20 protein-coding genes are annotated in these 24,801 nt (G+C 49.2%); 15 read left to right on the forward strand and 5 right to left on the reverse strand.

Annotated elements, in window-relative coordinates; all coding sequences use genetic code 11:
* Positions 1–9: 9 nt before the first annotated feature.
* From pbpC to U0008_RS04430, 12 genes are all read left to right on the forward strand, one after another.
* Positions 10–2,331: a peptidoglycan glycosyltransferase PbpC gene (pbpC, locus tag U0008_RS04375; protein ID WP_043491265.1), complete on the forward strand. Its 2,322-nt coding sequence runs from the start codon at positions 10–12 to the stop codon at positions 2,329–2,331.
* Positions 2,332–2,624: 293 nt separating this feature from the next.
* The gene (gene ndk / locus U0008_RS04380) at positions 2,625–3,056 is read left to right on the forward strand and encodes a nucleoside-diphosphate kinase (RefSeq protein ID WP_025800427.1); all 432 of its coding nucleotides are present in this window, start codon (positions 2,625–2,627) and stop codon (positions 3,054–3,056) included.
* A 297-nt stretch (positions 3,057–3,353) separates the two neighbouring features.
* Positions 3,354–4,613 carry a dual-specificity RNA methyltransferase RlmN gene (gene rlmN / locus U0008_RS04385; RefSeq protein ID WP_046359275.1) on the forward strand — a complete coding sequence of 420 codons (1,260 nt, stop codon included), beginning with the start codon at positions 3,354–3,356 and terminating at the stop codon, positions 4,611–4,613.
* Between the two features lie 88 nt (positions 4,614–4,701).
* On the forward strand, positions 4,702–5,454 hold the full coding sequence (gene pilW, locus U0008_RS04390; protein WP_043491267.1) for a type IV pilus biogenesis/stability protein PilW: 753 nt from the start codon (positions 4,702–4,704) through the stop codon (positions 5,452–5,454).
* A complete protein-coding gene (rodZ, locus tag U0008_RS04395) occupies positions 5,444–6,457 on the forward strand; it encodes a cytoskeleton protein RodZ (protein WP_043491269.1) in 1,014 nt (337 codons plus the stop codon). The genes pilW and rodZ overlap by 11 nt, the downstream gene beginning before the upstream one ends.
* A 203-nt stretch (positions 6,458–6,660) precedes the next feature.
* A complete protein-coding gene (gene ispG, locus U0008_RS04400; RefSeq protein ID WP_025800431.1) occupies positions 6,661–7,785 on the forward strand; it encodes a flavodoxin-dependent (E)-4-hydroxy-3-methylbut-2-enyl-diphosphate synthase in 1,125 nt (374 codons plus the stop codon).
* 132 nt (positions 7,786–7,917) lie between these two features.
* Entirely contained in the window at positions 7,918–9,192 is a 1,275-nt protein-coding gene (gene hisS / locus U0008_RS04405) for a histidine--tRNA ligase (protein WP_043491271.1), read from the forward strand.
* 13 nt (positions 9,193–9,205) lie between these two features.
* Positions 9,206–9,826, forward strand: a complete 621-nt coding sequence (locus U0008_RS04410; protein WP_043491273.1) for a YfgM family protein — start codon at positions 9,206–9,208, stop codon at positions 9,824–9,826.
* A gap of 11 nt (positions 9,827–9,837) precedes the next feature.
* Positions 9,838–11,016 (forward strand): outer membrane protein assembly factor BamB, encoded by a 1,179-nt coding sequence (gene bamB / locus U0008_RS04415; protein ID WP_043491277.1) that lies wholly within the window; start codon positions 9,838–9,840, stop codon positions 11,014–11,016.
* Between the two features lie 147 nt (positions 11,017–11,163).
* Positions 11,164–12,651 (forward strand): ribosome biogenesis GTPase Der, encoded by a 1,488-nt coding sequence (gene der, locus U0008_RS04420; RefSeq protein WP_043491279.1) that lies wholly within the window; start codon positions 11,164–11,166, stop codon positions 12,649–12,651.
* Between the two features lie 131 nt (positions 12,652–12,782).
* The gene (locus U0008_RS04425; protein ID WP_025800436.1) at positions 12,783–13,739 is read left to right on the forward strand and encodes an AEC family transporter; all 957 of its coding nucleotides are present in this window, start codon (positions 12,783–12,785) and stop codon (positions 13,737–13,739) included.
* Positions 13,740–13,748: 9 nt separating this feature from the next.
* Positions 13,749–13,973 carry a zinc ribbon domain-containing protein gene (locus U0008_RS04430; protein ID WP_043491283.1) on the forward strand — a complete coding sequence of 75 codons (225 nt, stop codon included), beginning with the start codon at positions 13,749–13,751 and terminating at the stop codon, positions 13,971–13,973.
* Between the two features lie 56 nt (positions 13,974–14,029).
* Here the strand turns inward: U0008_RS04430 and U0008_RS04435 are convergent, their stop codons facing one another.
* From U0008_RS04435 to xseA, 3 genes are all read right to left on the reverse strand, one after another.
* Positions 14,030–15,217, reverse strand: a complete 1,188-nt coding sequence (locus U0008_RS04435; RefSeq protein WP_043491284.1) for a MalY/PatB family protein — start codon at positions 15,215–15,217, stop codon at positions 14,030–14,032.
* Between the two features lie 14 nt (positions 15,218–15,231).
* Complete coding sequence (gene malX, locus U0008_RS04440; protein ID WP_043491287.1) at positions 15,232–16,803, reverse strand: maltose/glucose-specific PTS transporter subunit IIBC; 1,572 nt, start codon at positions 16,801–16,803, stop codon at positions 15,232–15,234.
* Positions 16,804–17,178: 375 nt separating this feature from the next.
* Positions 17,179–18,555 carry an exodeoxyribonuclease VII large subunit gene (gene xseA, locus U0008_RS04445; RefSeq protein ID WP_043491289.1) on the reverse strand — a complete coding sequence of 459 codons (1,377 nt, stop codon included), beginning with the start codon at positions 18,553–18,555 and terminating at the stop codon, positions 17,179–17,181.
* Positions 18,556–18,725: 170 nt separating this feature from the next.
* On the opposite strand from xseA, the gene guaB reads away from it, so the two are divergent.
* Both guaB and guaA read left to right on the forward strand, forming a co-directional pair.
* The gene (guaB, locus tag U0008_RS04450) at positions 18,726–20,192 is read left to right on the forward strand and encodes an IMP dehydrogenase (RefSeq protein WP_040046758.1); all 1,467 of its coding nucleotides are present in this window, start codon (positions 18,726–18,728) and stop codon (positions 20,190–20,192) included.
* A 104-nt stretch (positions 20,193–20,296) separates the two neighbouring features.
* The gene (gene guaA, locus U0008_RS04455; protein WP_025800442.1) at positions 20,297–21,874 is read left to right on the forward strand and encodes a glutamine-hydrolyzing GMP synthase; all 1,578 of its coding nucleotides are present in this window, start codon (positions 20,297–20,299) and stop codon (positions 21,872–21,874) included.
* Between the two features lie 96 nt (positions 21,875–21,970).
* On the opposite strand, the gene U0008_RS04460 is transcribed toward guaA, so the two are convergent.
* Complete coding sequence (locus tag U0008_RS04460) at positions 21,971–22,918, reverse strand: bifunctional helix-turn-helix transcriptional regulator/GNAT family N-acetyltransferase (protein ID WP_043491293.1); 948 nt, start codon at positions 22,916–22,918, stop codon at positions 21,971–21,973.
* Positions 22,919–23,182: 264 nt separating this feature from the next.
* On the opposite strand from U0008_RS04460, the gene U0008_RS04465 reads away from it, so the two are divergent.
* Positions 23,183–23,341, forward strand: a complete 159-nt coding sequence (locus tag U0008_RS04465; protein ID WP_038502005.1) for a YqaE/Pmp3 family membrane protein — start codon at positions 23,183–23,185, stop codon at positions 23,339–23,341.
* Between the two features lie 56 nt (positions 23,342–23,397).
* On the opposite strand, the gene hemL is transcribed toward U0008_RS04465, so the two are convergent.
* Positions 23,398–24,684: a glutamate-1-semialdehyde 2,1-aminomutase gene (gene hemL / locus U0008_RS04470; RefSeq protein WP_043491295.1), complete on the reverse strand. Its 1,287-nt coding sequence runs from the start codon at positions 24,682–24,684 to the stop codon at positions 23,398–23,400.
* Positions 24,685–24,801: the final 117 nt, after the last annotated feature.

Here is a 24,801-nt window from a genome sequence, read left to right on the forward strand (position 1 = left end):
TGATTGAGGATGTCACTAAAACGCTTACGCAAGTGGTGCGTGATAATCGCACTGCTTGCGCTGTTGATTTGTAGTGGGTTGTGGCTGGCTGATAAGGTCTGGCCGCTACCACTGAGTGACGTACAAGTGGCGAGGGTTGTTGTCGCTGAGGACGGCTCGCCGCTGTGGCGTTTTGCTGATGGGCAGGGGGTATGGCGCTACCCTATTACGATCAAGCAAGTGTCGCCGTATTATCTTCAGGCATTGTTAACTTACGAAGATCGCTGGTTCTATAAACACCCTGGCATTAACCCTTTTGCTATTGCGCGAGCGGCTTGGCAAGATCTTAGTCACGGTGAGATTATTTCCGGTGGAAGCACCCTGTCGATGCAGGTTGCGCGTTTACTCGATCCCCATCCTCGCACCTTTGGTGGAAAAGTGCGTCAAATCTGGCGCACCGCACAGTTAGAATGGCATCTCTCCAAGACTCAAATCCTTGAACTCTATCTTAATCGTGCGCCCTTTGGTGGCACGCTACAAGGCATCGGTGCGGCAAGTTGGGCCTATTTAGGTAAGCCGCCTGATGAGCTTACTCGTGGAGAAGCCGCCTTGCTGGCTGTGTTACCTCAGGCGCCAAGCCGTTTACGTCCAGATCGTTACCCAGAGCGCGCGCAGGCGGCGCGCAACAAGGTGCTAGACCGTTTGGTGCAGTATCAAGTATGGACAAAACAGCAGGCGGATGATGTTAAGCAAGAGCCAGTTTGGTTAGCTTCACGACAAATGCCGCAGACAGCGCCACTGTTAGCACGGCGCATGGTGCAAACCTATCCACATCAGGATGTCATTGAAACAACTATCGATGCAGCTCTACAGCGGCAGCTTGAAACGTTAGCGCAGGGATGGCTTTCACGTCTGCCGGCGAAAACATCAGTAGGCGTGCTGATTGTTGATCACACGGATATGCAGGTGAAAGCCTACTTAGGATCGCTGAATTTTGCCGACCGCTCGCGCTTTGGCTATGTGGATATGGTGAGCGCGTGGCGTTCTCCCGGCTCCACTCTCAAGCCTTTTTTGTATGGGCTTGCGCTGGATGATGGGATTATCCACAACGAATCTTTGTTGCAGGACGTGCCGCGCCGTTTTGGCGATTATCGGCCGGGAAATTTTGATACGGGATTTCATGGCGCCGTGGCGGCAAGTGAAGCACTCACGCGTTCGTTGAATCTCCCCGCGGTACAGCTGATGGAAGCCTATGGCCCAAAGCGATTTACCGCCGAGCTGCGCAATGCAGGGCTAACGTTACGTTTTCCCGCTTATGCTGAGCCTAACTTATCACTCATTTTAGGCGGCGCGGGCATTAGGTTAGATCAGCTGGTTTCTGCCTACAGTGCGCTAGCGCGGCATGGACAAAGTGCAGATTTGCGTTTTGTACCCACGCAAAAAATTCATAATCGGCCGCTGATGTCTCCGGGGGCTGCGTGGATTATCCGCCGTACGCTGGCAGGGCAGGCAAGGCCTGAACCGGATGATTCCCTGTCTGCGGTGGTTCCGCTGGCATGGAAGACGGGAACCAGTTTTGGCTATCGTGATGCATGGGCCGTCGGCCTGAATGCACGCTACACCATTGGTGTGTGGGTTGGACGCCCAGATGGTACTCCGGTTGCAGGGCAATTTGGCTATGCGACGGCGATACCGCTGCTGTTTCAGCTCAATAATTTGCTGCTGAATAATCCACGCCTGCGTGGCAATGGATGGCCGATAGACCCTCGGCCGCGCTCGGTTTCCAGTGCGGTGATCTGCTGGCCCGGCGGTCAGTCGCTAAACGCGCAGGATACCAACTGTCGCCAACGCCGCTCCGCATGGATACTGGATGGCACTATTCCGCCTACGCTCGTTGCCCCAGGGCAGGAAAGCAGTCAGGGAATTTGGCTGCGTCAATGGTTAAACGATAAAGGCGAGCGTGTTGCCCCTGAATGTGTGGGAGCGGTTGAGAAAAAGCTCGCGCTATGGCCGTTGCCGCTAGAGCCTTGGCTCCCAGAGGCCGAAAAAAGATCCCACCGTTTGCCTATGGCAAGCCAAACTTGTCCGCCACCGGTCGAGACAGTTTCTGCACCACTCATTTTAATTGGGCTCAATAATGGTTCGATTCTGCGCCGTCCGCCGGGTAAGACTCGCATCGATTTGCGCTTAACGACGCAAGGGGGAAAAGGGGAACGCTGGTGGTTCTTAAACGGAGAACTGGTTTCTCAGGCACCACAGTTTGCCTATAGCTTTACGCGTGCAGGACGATATCAGCTAACGGTTATGGACGACGGCGGCCAGCTGACTAGCGCTGATTTTCAGGTGGAGTAAATTCGCACTGTGCTTCAAATCAAAAAAGTAATATTTCCTTAACATTTTTATCTCATTTCAATAGGCAAATATTAGCCGCCCATCTATAATCGGCGGCGATTCACGGCCGGGGTTCGGCTTTCGAGGTGTGAAATAAGAGAATAATCCTTTCATTCAAATGGTTAGTGCTCTAAAAATATTCCATCTGCCTCTTACTGCTCGTAAACTCATAAAAAGTATCCCTATAATCATTGGTGTTATACCAAGGTCTAGTGGAAATAACGGCTCTCATTGGAAGTTAGACAGAGGTTTAAATGACAGTAGAACGTACCTTCTCCATCGTAAAACCGAATGCGGTGGCTAAAAATGTTATCGGCGCTATTTATTCTCGTTTTGAAGCAGCAGGCCTGAAAATTGTTGCGGCAAAAATGGTTCATCTGACTCGTGAACAGGCGGAAGGTTTCTACGCCGAACACAAAGGTCGTCCGTTCTTTGACGGTCTAGTGGATTTCATGACTTCTGGCCCAATCATGGTTCAGGTTCTGGAAGGCAAAGATGCGGTTCGCCGTAATCGCGAAATCATGGGCGCGACTAATCCTGAAAATGCTTTAGCTGGCACGTTGCGTGCTGACTATGCGGATAGTCTGACTGAAAACGCTGCTCATGGTTCTGATTCATTAGAGTCTGCTGAGCGCGAAATCGCCTATTTCTTTGCAAACAATGAAGTTTGTCCGCGCACTCGTTAATCGATCACGCAAATCGGGAATTCATTCATAAAGCTAGGTCTAATGGCATAGCATACCGATGAGAGACCGAGTACAATACCGCGCCCTGAGTGATTATCCTCAGGGACATTTTTTTAGACACATTGCTAACCGCTTTATTTAATAAGTGTTTTTAATGTGTTGTACCGAGCAAGACTGAATGAGATGCAAACTGGGTTTGTATCTGTCGCCAACAGGCACTACGCTTGTCGGGTCAGTCACTTTAATACCGTGCCGCAAAGTGTAACAACGAGGCCAGAGTTTAGTATGTCTATACGCATGTCTGAAGATCCAACAACTACCCCCCATTCATCCAATTCAGATGCTATATCTGAATCTATTGTCGTCGAGTCAAACTTGTCTGAAATTAGCGCACCTGTAAATGCTGCGCAGGTTGATATTGTGCAACCTGCCCCGGCCAATCCGTCGGAAAAAATTAACCTTCTCGATCTTGATCGCCAACAACTGCGCGAGTTCTTCGCCAAGCTAGGTGAGAAACCGTTCCGCGCCGATCAGGTGATGAAATGGATGTATCACTATTGCTGCGATAATTTTGATGAGATGACCGACATCAATAAGGTGTTGCGTAACAAGCTCAAAGAAATCGCTGAAATTCGTGCGCCAGAAGTGGCAGAAGAGCAACGTTCAACTGATGGCACCATTAAATGGGCGATTCAGGTGGGCGACCAACGGGTAGAAACGGTTTATATCCCAGAAGACGATCGCGCTACGCTGTGCGTCTCTTCGCAGGTGGGTTGTGCGCTGGAATGTAAATTCTGCTCTACCGCCCAGCAGGGCTTTAACCGTAACCTGCGTGTATCTGAAATTATCGGTCAGGTATGGCGTGCAGCTAAGATTATCGGCGCTCATAAAGTTACCGGCCAGCGCCCGATCACCAACGTGGTGATGATGGGAATGGGCGAGCCTTTACTGAACCTGAATAACGTTGTTCCAGCCATGAATATCATGCTGGATGACTTTGGTTTTGGCCTGTCTAAGCGCCGTGTCACCCTGTCAACATCAGGGGTTGTTCCTGCGCTGGAAAAACTGGGTGATATGATCGACGTAGCGCTTGCTATCTCTCTGCATGCGCCGACGGATGAAATTCGTAACGAAATTGTTCCTATCAACCGTAAATACAATATCGAAACTTTCCTTGGGGCTGTACGCCGCTACTTAGAGAAATCTAACGCCAACCAAGGACGTGTCACGGTTGAGTACGTGATGTTGGATCATATTAATGATGGCATGGATCACGCACATCAGTTGGCAGAGTGTCTGAAAGATACGCCATGTAAGATTAACTTGATCCCATGGAACCCGTTCCCAGGTGCACCTTACGGACGTAGCTCAAACAGCCGCGTGGATCGTTTTTCTAAGGTTCTGATGGAATACGGCTTTACCGTAATTGTGCGTAAAACGCGTGGCGATGATATTGATGCGGCCTGTGGGCAGTTGGCTGGTGATGTTATTGACCGCACCAAACGTACGATTAAGAAAAAAATGGCCGGTGAACCTATCACGGTTCGCGAGGTCTGACGCAGAGTGCATGCATATTAGTGATTTCCCTAGCATTGTTGGTCAGATTTTTTGATGATTCAGCGGAAAGGATAACGGGGTAAAAGCAATGAAGCTAAAAATGGGATGGGTAATAGGGCTACTAACGACGAGTTTGTTGGTGGGCTGTTCAAGCTCTAAACCTGAAGGAGAGCAGATGGCTGCGGCGTCGCAGAGTCGGCTCGAACTTGGGTTGGAATACTTGAATCAGGGCGACTTAAAAGCCGCCCAACAAAATCTGGAAAAGGCGCGAGATGCGGCTCCAGACGATTACCGAACCCAGCTTGGCATGGCGCTTTACCAGCAGCGCGCAGGCGATAACAATGCTGCGCAGAAAAGTTATCAAACAGCGATGAATTTAGCGCCACAGAATGGCACTGTGATGAATAATTACGGTGCGTTTCTGTGTAGTTTAGGGCAGTATGTAGCGGCACAACAACAGTTTAGTTCAGCTGCAAATCTTCCTGATTACGGTCAGGTTGCAGATAGCTTCGAAAATGCAGGTTATTGTTTTCTAAAAGCAGGACAGACTGACGAAGCGCGAAAATTATTTAGTCGCGCTTTAAAGAGCGATCCGGATAAGGGAGTTTCGCTAATTGCGGAAGCTATCCGAGAATTTGACCAAGGGAAGCGCGGAGATGCGCGAGTAATGTCGGATGTTTACAATCATATTCTACCGGCGAGTGCCAATAGCTTATGGTTACAAATCCGCTTCGCTGCGTTAGATGGGCGCCAAACGAACTTAGAGCGTTATGGCAAACAACTGGCGCGAAATTTTCCACAATCTCAACAGTACCAGCAGTTCCTAGCGAATGAATACTGAAGCCCCCCAAGATCAAACAGCTCCATTGACTACAGGCGAACGCCTGCGCCAAGGGCGCGAAAAGTTAGAACTTACACAGCAGGCTGTTGCAGAACGTCTGTGTCTGAAAGTTTCAACGGTTCGCGATATTGAAGAAGACAAGGCTCCGGCTGATTTGGCCTCAACGTTTTTGCGTGGATATATTCGTTCCTATGCAAAACTGGTCCACATCCCGGAAGACGAATTAACGCCGCTGTTAGAAAAGCAGGCGCCGTTGAAGGCGGCAAAAGTTGCGCCGATGCAAAGCTTCTCACTGGGTAAAAAACGCAAAAAGCGCGATGGTTGGCTGATGATGTTTACCTGGTTGGTGGTATTTGTGGTTATTGGCATCACCGGTTCTTGGTGGTGGGAAAATCACAAAGCTCAACAAGAAGATATTGCGACAATGGCGGATGAGTCTTCTGCTCAGCTGGCAAAAAATGGTCAGTTACAACCGTCAGAATCGGCTAATGGTTCTGATGAAGCTGCGCAATCTGCGGATACTCAAGAGTCTGTCGGTACACCGCCAGATTCTTCAGTGACCACGGCAGACAATGGTCAAGCGGCCGCGGCACCTACTGATGCCGCTACCGCGCCAGCCGCAACGGCTCAAACCCAGCCAAACCAAAGCAATAATACCGTTGTTGCTCCGAGTCAGGCTCCGGTTGATGCCACCTCCACTGTGAATGGTGCAACTTTACCAACCGCAGGGGCGACCGTTGATTCTGCTGCGTCAGCATCCAACAACTTAGTGATGAAATTTAAAGCTGATTGCTGGTTAGAAGTTAAAGACGCAACGGGTAAAACGCTATTCAGCGGAATGCAAAAATCTGGTGCTTCATTGGATTTAGCCGGTACGGCACCGTATAAGCTGAAAATTGGTGCACCAGCCGCCGTGGATATTACGTATCAAGGTAAGCCCGTTGATTTGAGCCGTTTTATTAAATCAAGTCAGGTTGCTCGTTTGACGTTGAATGCTGAGTGATTCGATAGAGTCGCTTATGGTGAGCGCAGCGCGCTGTAGAAACAAAATGAACCGCTCTGACATTCTGCATTAAGCAGGGACAAGGCGGTTTGTTTTGTGCAGCGTTAGCAGTATAAGTACTTTGTTTACCTGATTGCCGGTTAAATGTTGGAAGCAGAATATGCGTGCTTCAATTGATAGTACGGCATTCATGGAGAATTAATATGCATAATGAGTCACCCATTAAGCGGAGAAAATCGACCCGCATTTATGTCGGTAATGTGCCTATCGGTGATGGTGCACCGATTGCCGTACAGTCGATGACCAACACCAAGACAACGGATGTTGATGCCACGGTAAAACAAATACGCGCACTCGAACGTGTTGGCGTAGATATTGTACGTGTGTCAGTTCCGACTATGGATGCTGCTGAAGCATTCAAACTCATTAAGCAGCAGGTTTCAGTGCCGCTGGTGGCCGATATTCATTTCGACTACCGCATTGCGCTGCAAGTTGCTGAGTATGGCGTTGATTGTCTGCGTATTAATCCAGGCAACATCGGCAATGAATCACGTATTCGCTCAGTTGTTGACTGTGCTCGTGATAAAAATATCCCCATCCGTATAGGAATTAACGGCGGATCGCTGGAAAAAGATATCCAAGAGAAGTACGGCGAACCCACGCCTGAAGCATTGCTGGAGTCAGCGATGCGTCATGTCGATATTCTTGATCGTCTTAATTTCGATCAGTTTAAAGTCAGCGTAAAAGCGTCAGACGTATTCCTCGCGGTGCAGTCTTATCGCCTGTTGGCGTCACGTATCGATCAGCCTCTGCATCTCGGGATCACCGAAGCAGGCGGCGCGCGTAGCGGCTCGGTTAAATCTGCGGTGGGCTTAGGCATGCTGCTGGCCGAAGGGATTGGCGATACGCTGCGTATTTCGTTGGCGGCAGATCCTGTTGAAGAAGTGAAGGTGGGCTTTGATATTCTTAAATCGCTGCGTATTCGTTCGCGTGGGATTAACTTTATCGCTTGCCCGACCTGTTCACGGCAAGAATTTGACGTTATTGGTACGGTAAATGCCCTAGAGCAGCGTTTAGAAGACATTATCACACCAATGGATGTATCCATTATTGGCTGTGTGGTGAATGGTCCAGGCGAAGCCTTGGTTTCAACGATTGGCGTGACAGGCGGACATAATAAGAGCGGCTTCTATGAAGACGGTGTGCGTCAAAAAGAGCGTTTTGATAACGAACAGATGATCGATCAGCTAGAGGCTAAGATCCGCGCCAAAGCATCGATGCTGGATGTTAACAAGCGCATCGAAGTCAGCCAGATCGACGAGAAGTAACTGAATAGCAGGTCGCTTTAGGCGGCCTGTAATCTCATTTGCTTTGAATAAACAATGCTCCCGATTGATGAGATTGCTTCAATCCTCCATAATCGGGGTCATTTTTTGAATTACATAGTATAGAGAATTGACGTGGCGAAGAATATCCAAGCTATTCGTGGCATGAACGACTACCTGCCGGAAGATACGGCGCTTTGGCAGCCGATTGAAGCTGCGCTCAAACAAGTCCTGACCAGCTACGGTTACAGCGAAATCCGTTTGCCGATTGTAGAGCAGACCCCGTTATTCAAACGTGCGATCGGTGAAGTGACCGACGTCGTTGAAAAAGAGATGTACACCTTCGATGACCGTAATGGTGACAGCCTGACGCTGCGTCCTGAAGGGACGGCTGGCTGTGTGCGCGCCGGTATCGAACATGGTCTGCTGTACAATCAAGAACAACGTTTATGGTACATCGGTCCGATGTTCCGTCATGAACGTCCGCAAAAAGGTCGCTATCGTCAGTTCCATCAACTGGGCGCCGAAGTCTTTGGCCTAAATGGCCCTGACGTAGACGCAGAACTTATTCTGCTGACGGCTCGTTGGTGGCGTGCGCTGGGGATCTCTGAGCACGTTGCTCTGGAGTTGAACTCAATCGGTTCTCTGGAAGCTCGCGCTAACTATCGTGATGCGCTGGTGGCCTATCTGGAACAGTTCAAAGATAAGCTGGACGAAGACTGTAAGCGTCGTATGTATAGCAACTCGCTGCGCGTTCTGGACTCTAAAAATCCAGACGTACAGGCATTGCTCAACGATGCTCCGCGTCTGTCAGAGTATCTGGACGAAGAGTCTCGCGAGCATTTTGCTGGCCTGTGCAAATTGCTGGATGAAGCGGGCATTGCGTATACCGTCAATGAGCGTTTGGTTCGCGGTCTGGATTATTACAACCGTACCGTATTTGAATGGGTGACGAATAGCTTAGGCGCGCAAGGTACGGTTTGTGCCGGTGGCCGCTATGATGGCTTGGTTGCTCAGCTTGGTGGTCATGCAACGCCAGCGGTTGGTTTTGCCATGGGCTTAGAGCGTCTGGTTCTGTTGGTTCAGGCGGTAAATCCTGATTTCCAGCCTCAGCGCGCCGTTGATGTCTATCTGATTTCCTCTGGTGAAGGCACGCAAAGCGCTGCCATGCGTTTGGCAGAAAAGATTCGCGATGCGTATCCGCAGGTCAAACTGATGACTAACTATGGCGGCGGCAACTTTAAGAAGCAGTTCGCTCGTGCTGATAAGTGGGGCGCTCGCGTTGCACTGGTATTAGGCGAAAATGAAATGAATGCGGGTCAGGTGAATGTTAAGAACCTGCAAAGTGGCGATCAGCAAACTCTTGCTCAGGACGACGTTGCGGCGTTCCTGGCATCAATGTTGGCGTAAGGAGTAGAGAACAGTGGAAGTCTATAGCACAGAGAACGAACAAGTTGATGCCCTGCGCCGCTTCTTTATCGAAAACGGTAAGGCGTTGGCGATTGGTGTTGTCATTGGGATTGGTGCACTGCTCGGTTGGCGTTACTGGCAGAATCATCAGCAGGCAGAAATGACCGGCGCATCCCAGTCATATCAGCAAGCAAGTGAAGCGCTGACCGGCGGTAAAGCTGATGGCGTGGCGCTGGCTGAAAAGTTTATTGAAAAAAACGCTAACAATTATGGTGTTTTGGCTGCCTTGCAGTTAGCGCAACATGAAGTTGACCAGAAGAACTTTGCCAAAGCTGAACAGCAGCTGGCTTGGGCTCAAGGTCAAACGAAAGACGAAAATCTGAAATCCCTGATTGATTTGCGTTTAGCTCGTGTACAGCTACAGGAAAATAAGCTGGACGACGCACTCAAAACATTGGATTTAATTAAAGCGACCGGCTGGGTTGCTATGGCGCAGGATATTCGCGGTGATGTACTGGTTAAGAAAGGCGACGTAAAAGGCGCCCGTGAAGCATACAGCAAAGGCTTAGCCTCTGATGCTTCCCAGTCATTGCAGGGTTTACTGCGCATGAAACTGAACAATTTATCCAACTAAGGGGATAATCAATGCAATTGCGTAAAACGCTCTTGGTCGGATTGCTGTCTGTGACGTTTTTGAGCGGATGCTCGTGGTTCAGCAGTGAAACTGATGTGGTCACCATGTCACCGTTGCCAAAAGTTGAAAACCAATTCACACCGAACAAGGTGTGGAGCACGTCAGTAGGCGATGGTGTGGGCGAATTCTATTCCCACCTGCGTCCAACTTGGCAAGATAACCGCATTTACGCGGCTGACCGCATGGGCGTTGTAAAAGCCATGGACGCGGATAGCGGCGACGTTGTTTGGTCTGTGAACTTGGCTGAGAAAGATGGCTGGTTCTCGCATAAAACGGCTCTGTTGTCTGGTGGTTTAGCGGTATCTGGCGGAAAAGTCTTTGTTGGTTCAGAACGTGCTGTTGTTTATGCGCTGAGCACTGAAGACGGTGCCGAAGCGTGGAAAACGACGGTGGCTGGTGAGGCTATTTCTCGCCCAGTGATTAGCGATGGTCTGGTATTAATCCATACCGCTAACGGTATGCTGCAGGCGTTAGATGAAGCTGATGGTTCCATTAAGTGGACCGTTAACCTTGATATGCCTTCTCTGACCTTACGCGGTGAGTCAGCACCTGCTACGGCATTTGGTGCAGCCATCGTTGGCGGTGATAATGGTCGCGTTAGCGCAATCATGATGCAGCAAGGCCAAATGATTTGGCAGCAGCGTGTTGCTCAGCCTATGGGTTCAACCGAAATCGACCGCTTAAATGACGTGGATACTACCCCTGTCGTAGTCGATGGTGTTGTATACTCTCTGGGTTACAACGGTAACTTGGCGGCGCTGGATCTGCGTTCTGGACAAATCCAATGGAAACGCGAGATGGGTTCAGTGAACGATTTCATCGTTGATGCTGGCCGTATCTATGTGGTTGACCAAGACGATCGCGTTGCGGCATTAAGCGCCGATGGCGGTGTTTCTCTGTGGAAACAAAGCGATTTATTGCACCGTAATCTGACCGCGCCTGCGCTGTATAACGGCTATTTGGTTGTGGGTGATAGCGAAGGCTATCTGCACTGGCTGAATACTGATGATGGACGTTTTGTCGCTCAGCAAGAAGTAGACAGTTCTGGTCTACTAAGCGCGCCTCTGGTAGCCAGCGATAAGCTGATTATTCAGGCTCGCGGCGGTAAAGTTTACGCATTTACTCGCTAATAAAACAATTATTTAGGGCGGCGAATTAGCCGTCTGGGAACGGCTCCTGATCACCTCAGGGGCCGTTTCGTCTTCTGAAAAGTCCTTGCTCGGGAGTGAATGTTCCCCGCGTATTTGGAATTAAATTAAGTAATAGAGGCTTCAACAATGATACCTGTCGTCGCGCTGGTCGGGCGCCCGAATGTGGGTAAATCCACCTTATTTAACCGCTTAACGCACACTCGTGATGCGTTGGTTGCGGATTTCCCAGGGTTGACCCGTGACCGTAAATACGGCCGTGCTGAAGTTAATGGGAATGAATTCATTATCATCGACACCGGTGGTATTGATGGCACTGAAAATGGCGTTGAAACGCATATGGCCGAACAATCGTTAATGGCGATTGAAGAAGCGGATATCGTGCTGTTTATGGTTGATGCTCGTGCGGGTTTAATGCCTGCCGATGAAGGCATTGCCCAGCACCTGCGTAGCCGTGAAAAAGCCACTTTCTTGGTTGCTAACAAAACTGATGGTATCGATCCTGACGTTGCCATCGGCGATTTTTACTCATTAGGCTTTGGCGAAGTTTACCCAATTGCCGCCTCCCATGGCCGTGGCGTGGCTCAGCTGATTGAAGAAGCGCTGATCCCCTTCGTTGATGCGCCAGAGCCTGAGCGTGAGCTGACGGAAGAAGAAGCTAACGCAGCCTACTGGGCTGAGCTTGAAGCGGATGAAGCCGATGAGATGGCTGAAGAGGAAGAAGATGATTTTAATCCTCAAGATCTGCCTATCAAGATTGCTATCGTTGGGCGTCCGAACGTCGGTAAGTCCACACTAACCAACCGCATTCTGGGCGAAGATCGTGTTGTGGTTTACGACATGCCGGGAACAACGCGTGACAGCATTTATATCCCAATGGTACGTGATGAGCGCGAATACGTGCTGATTGATACCGCTGGGGTGCGTAAGCGTGGGAAAGTGACCGATACGGTTGAGAAATTCTCCGTCATCAAAACGTTGCAGGCGATTGAAGACTCTAACGTTGCGTTGCTGGTGATTGACGCTCGTGAAGGTATTTCAGACCAAGACTTGTCGCTATTAGGCTTTATCCTGAATAGTGGGCGCTCACTGGTCATTGTGGTCAACAAGTGGGATGGCCTGTCTGAAGACGTCAAAACTCAGGTTAAAGAGATGCTGGATCTGCGTTTAGGCTTTGTAGACTTTGCGCGAATTCACTTTATCTCTGCATTACACGGCAGCGGTGTGGGCAATCTGTTTGAATCCATTCAAGAAGCCTATGACTGTGCAACTCGCCGCGTAAGTACATCCTTACTAACGCGTATCATGAACATGGCGCAGGAAGACCATCAGCCGCCGTTAGTTCGTGGTCGTCGTGTAAAACTGAAATATGCCCATGCCGGTGGTTATAACCCGCCGATTGTGGTGATCCACGGTAATCAGGTGAAAGACCTTGCGGATTCTTACAAGCGCTACCTGATGAACTACTTCCGTCGCTCGCTTAAAGTGATGGGGACACCTATTCGCATTCAGTTTAAAGAAGGCGACAACCCGTATGCGGGTAAACGTAACATGCTGAATCCAACTCAGCTGCGTAAACGTAAACGTCTGCTTGCTCATATTAAAAAGAGCAAATAACGTATAGCAAATACGCAATGTTATGGTGGGGCGCAGAATATGCGCCCCATTTTTTTATGGTAGCGCCGTGAATTTTCAGTGTATTCTCTTCGTCTGCAAACTATTTTTTCAGCGCCAACAAGGATTTGAGTATGTCGTGGGAGACGTGGAGTTTTGCCTTTGGTGTTACGGTGCCCAATTTATTGATGCTGCTACTGGGCGTTGTGCTGCGTAGGTTTCGTCTATTGGATGATGCTTTCTGCGATGGTGCAACCCGTCTGGTTTTCAATCTCTCACTTCCTTGCTTACTCTTTTTCAGCATTGCGACCAATCATTCGACGCTCGGCAATAATTTAGCTTTTGTTGTTTATGGGGGCGTGGCAACGGTGGTGAGTTTCTTGCTGCTGGAATTAGTTGCGCTCAAATTGGTAAAAGAGCCGCGTGAGCGAGGTATTTTCGTTCAGGGGGGCTTTCGTGCGAACACCGCCATCGTGGGGCTGGCCTATTGCGCTAGCGCATACGGCAGCGAAGGCGTTGCCGTTGGGTCGATGTATATGGCTGTAACGGTGATCTTGTTTAACGTGCTTTCCGTGGTGACGTTGACCCGAACATTGAGTTCGGACGGCCAGCAGAAAATCAGCTGGGGTAAGATTTTACGCGGGGTGATCACTAACCCGCTGATCATCGGCATTGTTCTTGGCCTATGCTATTCGCTGACCAAACTACCGGTTCCAGAAGTCTTATCCTCGACTGGGAAATTTATTTCAGCGATGGCGCTACCGTTGGCGCTGCTGTGCACCGGAGCCAGTATCGATTGGCATGCTATGTTTAGCTCTTCTAACGTGGCGGGCTATTCTAGTGCGGCTAAGTTAATTGCCGTTCCGGTGCTTATGACGTTGGGCGGCTGGTTGTTCGGATTTCGCGGTGTGACATTAGGGGTTATTTTCTTGTTCACCTCTACGCCAACCGCCGCAGCTAGCTACGTGATGACGCGAGCGATGGGCGGAAACGCGACCCTAGCGGCGAATATTATTGCGATTACTACCGTAGGATCTTTTTTCACCACGGCGCTGGGACTTTATTTTCTACGCGGCTGGGGGGTTATTTAGGAGGTTAAAATGGATGTGTTTTGTCCGAAGTGTCAGCATGAAATGGAGTGGCAGCAGGGTGATTATTATTGCCCGCATTGTCAGCAAACTTACCAGCAACATGCCGATTGCCCAGATTGCGGCAAGTCCCTTCAGGAATTAAAAGCCTGTGGTGCCGTTGATTATTTTTGTCCGAACGGCCATGGAATGATTTCTAAAAAGCGCGTGGTGTTTAGCTACGTGGTTAAAGAGTAAATATAAAACATAGGCGCATCCGTGCGCCTAGTTTTACGTATTCTTAATACGGTTACCTACGCGCTGTGCCTTTGGACAAAGTCTTCCAGACGAGCCATCGCTTGTTCAATAAGCGCTTTCGGCGTGCCAAAATTAATGCGGATATAGTGTTCACCGTTTTGTACATAGTGGGTGCCATCTTCGACAACTACGCCGGTTTCATGAGCCAGTTGATGAGTGAAGTCATAGGCATTCATCCCTGTTGCGCTAACGTCAATCCAGGCGAGATACGATGATTCGGTGCGCATCATCTTTAATGTTGGTAGGCGCTCACTTATAAACTCATAGAGATAGCGTTCGTTTTCAGCTAAGTAGGTATTCAACGCTTTGAGCCAATCTAATCCTTGCGTATAGGCATAAATTAATCCCCATACCCCGAACATATTCGGCGAGGTAATCGAGTTTTTCTCTAACTGCTGACGAAAACGTGCACGCAATTGTTCGTTGGGAATAATGCTATAGGAAGTCTTAAGCCCGCCGAGATTAAAGGCCTTATTGGGCGAGGTAAGCAGAATAAGGTTGTCTGCATGCGCACAACCTTCATTTAATGCATTGATAAACGTACCATGCAGAATATGTTCAGCGTGAACTTCATCAATAACTAAAATCACCTGATACTTTTGGCAAAGCTCAGAGACTCGACGGATCTCCGCCGCCGTCCAAATTCTTCCCGATGGGTTGTGCGGTGAGCAAAATAGGTAAAGTTTTGGCTGATGCTCTTTTATCTGCTGCTCTAATTTTTCAAAATCGAGTTGATAGCGCTGATTGACGGCGACCAAAGGATTAGCTATGACGCGTACTTTTTGGCGCTCTGCCGCCAATGCGAAAGGATCGTACACCGGCGTGTTCATGAGAATGGCATCGCCTGCGTTGCAGAATGCCTGAATGGTGTAATGCAGAGTTGAGACCGTACCATAGGTCAGCGTGATCCATTCCCGTGCAATATCAGCATTATGCTGCTTAGCTTGAAAATTGATGACGGCCTGATAGAACTCATCAAAGCAATAGGTATAGCCGAAAGTACCATGCTCCACGATTTGGCGCAGTCCTGCGATGACCTCCGGAGGCGATTTAAAGTCCATGTCCGCAATCCACATGGGAATAAAATCTTTTGGCACAGCCCCAAAGCGTGAGCAGACGTAGTCATAATCCCACTTGCGGCATTTATCAACGCTACGATCGATAATCTCATCAAAATTATACATACGGTTCCCTTGGGCTAGATTAATGCTTCAATGCCGGTTTTTACGCTTTGTACCTGAGGCCCGATAATAACCTGTAGGCTGTGGTTATCGAGTACCACGACGGCAAGTGCACCTGCTTTCTTTAGTATATCTTTGTTGATAAGCGCCATATCTTTTACCACCAAGCGCAAGCGAGTGATGCAGTTATCTAAAGAGTCGATATTGTCCTTGCCACCTAACGCAGAGAGAATTAATTCAGGATCGTATTTTGAACCTTTATTGTTTTTGGCTTTCTGCTCTACTTTCTCAGCTACGCTGATATCATCATCTTCTCTGCCTGGTGTTTTAATATCGTGCTTGAGGATGTACCAACGGAATACAAAGAAATAAACGGCAAACCAAATAATACCGACTGGGAATATGAGATACCATTTTGTTGCTGTGCCTTGCATGATACCAAATATTAATAAGTCTAATATTCCACCGTCAGTATTCCCTATAGTTACACCTAACAGTGCCATAACCATCAGCGCTAAACCCGACATGATAACGTGGAAAACATATAAGAAAGGTGCAATAAATAGGAATAAGAACTCAATTGGCTCTGATATTCCTGTGACGACAGAAACCAAAACACCAGAAAGCAAAAGCCCTTTTATAATTGGTCGGTTTTCTGGCTTTGCGGTACGATAAATAGCATAAGCAACGGCAGGTAAGCCAAAGATAAAGGTTGGCATAAAGCCTTGAGAAAGAAACGCTGTCACGTGTGGACTAAAGGGCAAACCGGCCTTTAGTTCAGCATAGAAAATATTAAGGGCACCTGATATTTCTTGTCCGCCAACAAATTCAGTACCACCTGCCGGTGTGAATCTTACCATTGCTAATAATATATGGTGTAAACCAAAAGGCTTTAATAATAGAACTCCGACGCCATATAAAAAAGGGCCAAAGACGTTAGTGCTCTGAATTAATCGCCCAATGGCAGTGATGCCGATGGCAACATATTCCCACAAAAATGGAATAATTAGCCCAACGATAGAGAGCGTTAGTGCCGTAATAATAGGGACAAAGCGGATGCCGCTAAAAAATGCAAAGGCATCATGGAGCTGCGTATCTTGAAAACGTTCATGTAGGAAATAGGTAATAACCCCAACGACAATTCCTCCGAGAACCCCCATTTCAAGCGACTGAATGCCTAATACCATGGCTTGTCCAGCCTGTTTCATATGTGCTGCGTCGGCAAGTTGATGGCTACTCATAAGATAATAATTAATTGAAAGGTTCATTATCATATAGCCAACAAAACCAGAGAATGCGCCAATAGCTTTATTACGTTTAGCAAGACCTAATGGAATGGCCATTGCAAACATAATCGGTAAGTAAGTGAAAGCGAACCCGCCGACGGTTGCAACAAACCCAAACGTTAGCTGTACTAATTCATTGCCTAGGAATGGAAAGCTTTTGATGGTGGAGGGGCTCGTAATTGAACTTCCAACGCCTAATAACAAACCCATAAAAGCTAATAAAGAAACGGGAAACATAAAAGTCTTTCCTAGACTTTGAAAAAATTCCCATAACCTTGACTTAAAAGACTTTGTGTCCGACATGTGGGCACTCCCAATAAACAGGTAATGATAATAAACCGCCATTGTTAGAAACGAATGGTGATAATGTTTTATCTGTGAACTAGGAGATGTTTAATAAATATGATGATCCCCTAATAGCCTTAATGGGCTGTGAGGAATTAAAACAAAGCGGGTGTTTATAGAATGCACTGAGGATCACAGTTTTATTTTGCGTCGATTTCACGCCATTTTGCTTTCGATTCATAACCAATCAAAAGCAAAGTGAAATTTAAATGCGTTGTTTTTATCTATAAAGCAAGGAAGGGATGACAGAATAACGAAAGTGGGTATAAACAGGATTCAGGCCACCGCTTTTATTATGCGAAGTGACCTATATCACAGAACTCACTATTAGGCTTATGAGTTATATTTTGCACTACGTTTTTTAGGCAGCGCTGCGGTTGAAGTCACCGTGCTTTCTACCCACCCGTCTTGTACTCGGGTTTTTAACAGATCGCCATGAGCTACCTGCTTAATGCTTTTCAGCACACCGCCGCTGGGTGGCTGCGTCACGCTAAACCCACGTGCCAGCGTGGCGAGTGGGCTAACGCCTTCTAACTGTGAACACAGTGCGCCAAAGCGTTCACGATTGCCGCTAAGCTGGCGTTGGACGAGTAATTCCAGCCGGTTGTGAAGCTGCTCGATGCGCTGTTGATGGCGCTGAATACGCGTAGAGGGCTGCTGTTGATTAAGGCGTTGGCTGGTACGCTCTTGCTGGCGTTCCGCCAAGCGCAGGCGTGTTTGCACGGCTTCGTCCAAACGGCGACGTAGCTTAATCAGCAATGTGTGCTGACGAGCCAGACGCAGCTGCGGGTGCTGCTGCTGTAAACGATGATTCAGACGAGTAAAACGCTGCTGATGACGGGCGAGATAATAATCCATCGCCATTTCCATGCGCTGCTGCTGTGAAAGCATTTGGCGCATGAGCTCGGTTTGATTTCGGCTGACTAACTCTGCTGCCGCGGACGGCGTTGGTGCGCGCAGATCGCCGACGAAATCAGCGATAGTGACATCGGTTTCATGACCAACGGCGCTGACGATAGGGATAAGGCTGGCAAAAATAGCCTGCGCCACGCGCTCATCGTTAAAGCTCCATAAATCCTCAAGCGAGCCACCGCCACGGCCGACAATCAGTACATCACACTCTTTACGCTGGTTGGCTAATTCAATGGCGCGCACAATTTGCATCGGTGCATCGGCGCCTTGTACCGCGGTTGGATAAATGACCACTGGCAGAGACGGATCCCGTCGTTTTAATACGTTCAGAATATCGTGCAGCGCGGCACCGCTTGATGAAGTCACAACGCCAACGCAGTGGGCTGGCGACGGTAATGGTTTTTTGTGGGCAGGATCAAACAGCCCCTCTTCCTGCAAGCGTTGCTTCAACTGCTCAAACTGCTGTTGCAGCAAACCATCACCGGCTGGCTGCATACTTTCAGCAATCAGTTGGTAATCACCGCGAGGTTCGTACAGCGTAATGGTGGCACGCATCAAAATCTGCTGCCCGTTTTGCGGGCGGAAAGTGACACGGCGGTTGCTATTACGGAACATCGCGCAGCGAACCTGAGCACGATCGTCTTTAAGCGTGAAGTACCAATGGCCCGATGAAGGCTGAGATAAGTTGGAGATTTCGCCTGATAACCAGATCTGCCCCATTTCCATTTCTAACAGCTGACGGACGGTCTGATTTAACCGGCTAACGGTAAAAATTGGTGGGGAAGATGGCAGTGACATGTGACGTAGATCAAACTCTAAATCAAGGTGTTAATCAGTCGATACTACATGCTTGAATGACCTTCGCAAGACTTTTTTGTAAAAAGTACTGGAGGCAACCGTTTTCGGCCTGTATAATGCCGCGGCAATATTAAATCTATTTGATTTACCACCCTGGTGAGATATTGCCCATGCTACGTATCGTAAAAGAAGCCCTAACGTTTGATGACGTTCTCCTAGTTCCTGCCCATTCTACCGTTCTGCCAAACACTGCCGATCTTAGCACTCAGCTGACTTCATCCATTCGTATGAATATCCCAATGCTGTCTGCGGCAATGGATACCGTTACCGAAGCGCGCCTCGCGATCGCGTTGGCACAGGAAGGCGGTATTGGTTTCATCCACAAAAACATGTCTATTGAGCGTCAGGCTGAAGAAGTTCGTCGCGTCAAAAAACATGAAAGCGGCGTGGTAAAAGATCCTCAAACTGTGACGCCAACCACTACTCTGCGCGAAGTGAAAGAGCTGACCGAGCGTAATGGCTTTGCGGGTTATCCGGTTGTCACTGACGATCTGGAGCTGGTGGGTATCATCACCGGTCGTGACGTGCGTTTTGTTACCGATTTGGAGCAGCCAGTGACTGCGGTAATGACGCCGAAAGAGCGTTTGGTTACCGTGAAAGAAGGTGAGGCTCGCGAAGTTGTTCTACAGCGCATGCACGAAAAACGTGTGGAAAAAGCGCTGGTTGTTGATGAAAACTTCCACCTGTGCGGCATGATCACCGTTAAAGACTTCCAGAAAGCAGAGCGCAAGCCTAACGCATGTAAAGACGAGCATGGCCGTCTGCGCGTAGGTGCTGCGGTAGGCGCGGGTGCAGGCAACGAAGAGCGCATTGCCGCGCTGGTTGAAGCCGGCGTTGACGTACTGCTGATCGACTCTTCCCATGGCCATTCTGAAGGCGTGTTACAGCGCATTCGCGAAACTCGCGCTAAATTCCCTGACCTGCAAATTATCGGCGGCAACGTGGCTACGGCTGCGGGCGCAAGAGCATTGGCTGAAGCCGGTGTGAACGCGGTTAAAGTAGGTATCGGTCCTGGTTCTATTTGTACTACGCGTATTGTTACCGGCGTTGGTGTTCCACAGATCACCGCCGTTTCTGACGCCGTTGAAGCGCTGGAAGGTACCGGTATTCCTGTTATCGCCGATGGCGGTATCCGTTTCTCCGGTGATATCGCCAAAGCACTGGCCGCTGGCGCAAGCTGCGTCATGGTGGGTGGTATGCTGGCTGGTACCGAAGAATCTCCGGGTGAGATCGAACTGTATCAAGGCCGTTCATTCAAATCATATCGCGGTATGGGATCACTGGGCGCGATGTCTAAAGGTTCTTCTGACCGTTACTTCCAGAGCGATAACGCTGCCGACAAACTGGTTCCTGAAGGTATCGAAGGCCGCGTAGCTTACAAAGGTCACCTGAAAGCAATTATCCATCAGCAAATGGGCGGTCTGCGCTCATGCATGGGTTTGACCGGCTGTGCAACCATTGATGAACTGCGTACCAAAGCTGAGTTTGTTCGCATCAGCGGCGCAGGGATTCAAGAAAGCCACGTTCACGATGTGACCATCACCAAAGAGTCACCGAACTACCGCATGGGTTCGTAATATCTTTACAGGCGGCGAGGACGCAAAGCCGATTCTCGCCGCTGAATATTCAGTGACCTATTTTCGTTTTTTTTGGCTATTTATTTTTCTAAACAAGGCCTTACATGACTCATAATATTCATAAGCATCGCATTCTGATTCTGGATTTCGGCTCCCAATACACTCAGCTTCTGGCACGCCGCGTACGTGAGATCGGCGTATATTGCGAGCTGTGGGCATGGGATGTCACCGAAGAGCAGATCCGTGAGTTCAACCCAAGCGGTATTATTCTGTCCGGTGGCCCTGAAAGCACGACTGAGAACAACAGCCCACGTGCCCCAGAATATGTCTTCACTGCCGGTGTGCCTGTTTTTGGCGTGTGCTACGGCATGCAGACCATGGCGATGCAACTGGGTGGCCATGTAGAAAGCTCAAACGAACGTGAATTTGGCTATGCGCAGGTTGAAGTGACCGCGCACAGTAAAATGTTTGACGATATCAAAGACTCTCTGACAAAAGACGGCACCCCAGTGCTGGACGTTTGGATGAGCCATGGCGATAAAGTTACCGCGATCCCTTCTGATTTCGTTACCGTTGCCAGCACTGAAACCTGCCCGTACGCTATTATGGCGAACGACGAAAAGCGTTTCTATGGCGTTCAGTTCCATCCTGAAGTGACTCATACCCATCAGGGCCAGCGCATGCTGGAGCGTTTCATTCTGGACATCTGCGGCTGTGAAGCTCTGTGGACACCAGCCACGATCATCGAAGATGCGGTAGTGCGTCTGCGTGAGCAAGTGGGCGAAGATGAAGTTATTCTGGGCCTGTCTGGCGGCGTTGACTCTTCTGTGACCGCGCTGCTGCTGCATCGTGCTATCGGTAAGCGTTTGACCTGCGTATTCGTTGATAATGGTCTGCTGCGCTTGAACGAAGGCGAGCAGGTGATGGAGATGTTCGGCGATAAATTCGGTCTGAATATCATCCACGTTAAGGCAGAAGAACGCTTCCTGAGCGCGCTTTCTGGCATTAACGATCCAGAGGCTAAACGTAAAACTATCGGCCGCGTATTCGTTGAAGTCTTTGATGAGGAAGCGTGTAAACAGCCGGGCGTTAAGTGGTTGGCACAGGGTACTATCTACCCAGACGTGATCGAGTCTGCGGCATCAGCAACTGGCAAAGCGCACGTGATTAAGTCTCACCATAACGTGGGCGGCCTGCCAAAAGAGATGAAGCTGGGTCTGGTTGAACCGCTGAAAGAACTCTTTAAAGATGAAGTGCGTAAGATCGGTCTGGAACTGGGTCTGCCATACGATATGCTGTATCGTCATCCGTTCCCTGGCCCTGGTTTAGGCGTTCGTGTGCTGGGTGAAGTGAAGAAAGAGTACTGCGATCTGCTGCGTCGTGCTGATGCTATCTTCATCGAAGAACTGCACAAAGCGGACCTGTATAACAAAGTGAGTCAGGCATTCACCGTGTTCCTGCCGGTTCGTTCCGTTGGCGTGATGGGCGATGGTCGTAAATACGATTGGGTTGTCTCTCTGCGTGCGGTAGAAACTATCGACTTCATGACCGCGCATTGGGCACATCTGCCATACGATTTCCTGGGGCGCGTTTCTAATCGCATCATCAATGAAGTTAACGGTATTTCCCGCGTGGTGTATGACATCTCCGGCAAACCACCGGCGACTATTGAGTGGGAATAATTTAACGTCTGGCGATTGCCAGTAGGTCTACGTTATTTCTAAAAGCTTAAGTCATTCCCGTAACCCTGTTTTATTTGAAGGGTTACGGGATGATGATTAAATCTTGCGTGTAAACTGCTGTTCTGTGATGTTGCTTCCCCATTGATCTCCTTCCCACTCTTTCGTTAGTTTAAAACCAAATGATTCATATAAATTTCTCGCTGCGGTCAATTTATTAAACGTCCATAGTTGAACCGCAGAAAATCCTCTCTTATCGCAAAACTGCATGGCCTCTGCGATTAACTGTCTGCCAGCTCCGTTGCCTCTGCAGCCATCGTCAAGGATGAACCACCGAAGATGAGCCTCGCCGTTGCCAAGATCTTCACCGTCGATTGCGACCGAGCCGACAATACGCCCGTTCAACATAGCCAGCCAAATTTGATTACACTCATTGTCTAAACGTCCGGAGAATTCAGCTAATTCTGTTGCAACTCTTGCCTCAAAAAAACTACCGAAATTGTGCTCCCTAGCATAGTAACTGCCGTGCATTTCAGCGATGCGGCCAATCATTCCGGGATGGTAGCCAGAAACAATGTGTAGATTGTTTTGAGTGCTCATTTCGTTATTTTCGCGGCAGGCTTGTAGCGCATTGGCATAGATCATAAGCCCCTGTGATGCTGCATTTTGCTGATGTGGATTCATTTTTTTTAATGCAGCGATGACGAGCTCGTTCGCGTAATGATTAATTCTTTCCACCGTTTCCCGGCCTTGTGCACTGAGGCTCAGTTGCTTAATTCTGGCATCTTTGGCAGATGGACATTCTTCTAGCTCACCGGCGCTGACAAGTTTCGCTAACATACGGCTGACGCTAGACTTCTCAAGCCCTAAGATCTGTACTAACTCCGCTGCAGTCATCGACCCACGATGTTCTACTTCAAGTAACGTATGAACTACTGATGGGGAGTATTCCGTTGCGGCGAGTGTGCTACGCATAAAGCCGAGCTCTCGTACCATTTGCCGTGAAGCTACGCGTATTTCTTCAATGATGGGTGTTGCATTGCTCATTTATACTGGCCTCTAAATTAAGTTGTATGATACAACCATTTTATCAGGGTGCTGTCAATGGCGATTGTGTATCAGGTCTGTACATTGCCAGATGGTGTGTTATTCCCGTGAGAAAGCCTTCCTGCCGATGAAAAAACGCCTGCATCCGGTGGGATTTATGGCTAATTATCTGAGTTTTTACCAAGTTGCGGATGACGGTCTATGCTTAATGTTGTGTCTCATCAAGATGATGGGGATTCATTAACACAATTTAAGGAGAGTGAGATGGGATTTTGGCGAATTGTTTTCACCATTATATTGCCGCCGCTAGGGGTATTGTTAGACAAGGGGATTGGCGGTGCTTTTCTGCTAAATATTATCTTAACGCTGCTGGGGTATATTCCAGGGCTTATCCATGCGTTTTGGATCCAAACACGTAATTAATTAAGCGATATTTAGTGAAAACCGTACGCCGCACCGCGGCGTACGTGAGATAAAACCTATTTCTTCATCTTCACAAAACAACGACGCGCGGCATCGATGGTTTTCTGAATATCTTCCTGTGAATGCGCCAGCGACATAAAGCCTGCTTCAAACGCAGAAGGAGCGAAGTACACGCCTTCCTCTAGCATCAAATGGAAGAACTGCTTGAATCTTTCAACGTCGCAACGCGTCACATCCTGATAGCAGGTGACGGTTTCCTGATCGGTGAAGAAAATCCCAAACATGCCGCCCACGTGATTCACAACAAGTGGAATGCCTTCTTTCTGCGCTGCATCTAACAGGCCGGAAGCTAAATTGTCGGTGAGTTCGGTCAGTTGTGGGTAGATACCCGGCTGAGAGATCTCGTTGAGGCAGGCGAAGCCCGCAGCCATCGCGACAGGGTTACCTGAGAGCGTACCGGCTTGATAAACGGGACCGGTGGGGGCTAGCGCTTCCATCACGTCACGGCGACCGCCGAATGCGCCAACGGGCATACCGCCGCCGATGATTTTGCCTAAGCAGGTTAAGTCCGGCGTCACGCCGTAATAATCCTGAGCGCCAGACAGCGCAACTCGGAAGCCTGTCATCACTTCATCAATGATCAGTAACGCACCGTATTGATCGCACAGCTCACGTAAGCCTGGCAGGAATTCAGGTTGTGGAGGAATGCAGTTCATGTTTCCAGCCACCGGTTCAACGATGATGCAGGCGATATCGTCAGGGTATTGCTTAAATGCCTGTAAAACGGACTCGATATCGTTATAGGTACAGGTCAGCGTGTGTTTAGCAAAGTCAGCCGGAACGCCCGGAGAGTTTGGCTGGCCTAAGGTGAGGGCGCCCGAGCCCACTTTCACCAGCAGATGATCGGCGTGGCCGTGGTAGCAACCTTCAAACTTGATGATCTTATCGCGACCGGTAAAGCCACGAGCAAGACGGATTGCGCTCATGGTGGCTTCTGTCCCTGAGTTCACCATACGCACCATGTCCATGCTTGGCACCAGCGTGGTGACCAGTTCGGCCATTTTGACTTCCATTTCGGTTGGTGCGCCAAAGCTCAAGCCACGGCCAACGGCCTCTAGCACGGCTTCGCGAATCGCAGGGTGGTTATGGCCGAGAACCATTGGGCCCCATGAGCCAACGTAATCAATGTAGGCTTTGCCATCGGCATCGTACAGGTAAGCGCCATCTGCGCGCTCAATAAATAAAGGCACACCACCAACGCCGGTGAAGGCGCGAACCGGGGAGTTAACGCCACCCGGAATTAGCTCTTTTGCCTGAGCGTACAGACTTTCAGACTTACTCATAAATCGGCTCCTGACCTGTGCTGAATGTAAAAAGTCGCTTCTATTCTAAAGAAGTCGCCACTGAGATGAAATGAAGAAAAACGTTAGGTTAGGCGTTGAACATAATTCAATCGTATC

The organism is Hafnia alvei (assembly GCF_034424155.1).
Lineage (GTDB): Bacteria > Pseudomonadota > Gammaproteobacteria > Enterobacterales > Enterobacteriaceae > Hafnia > Hafnia alvei.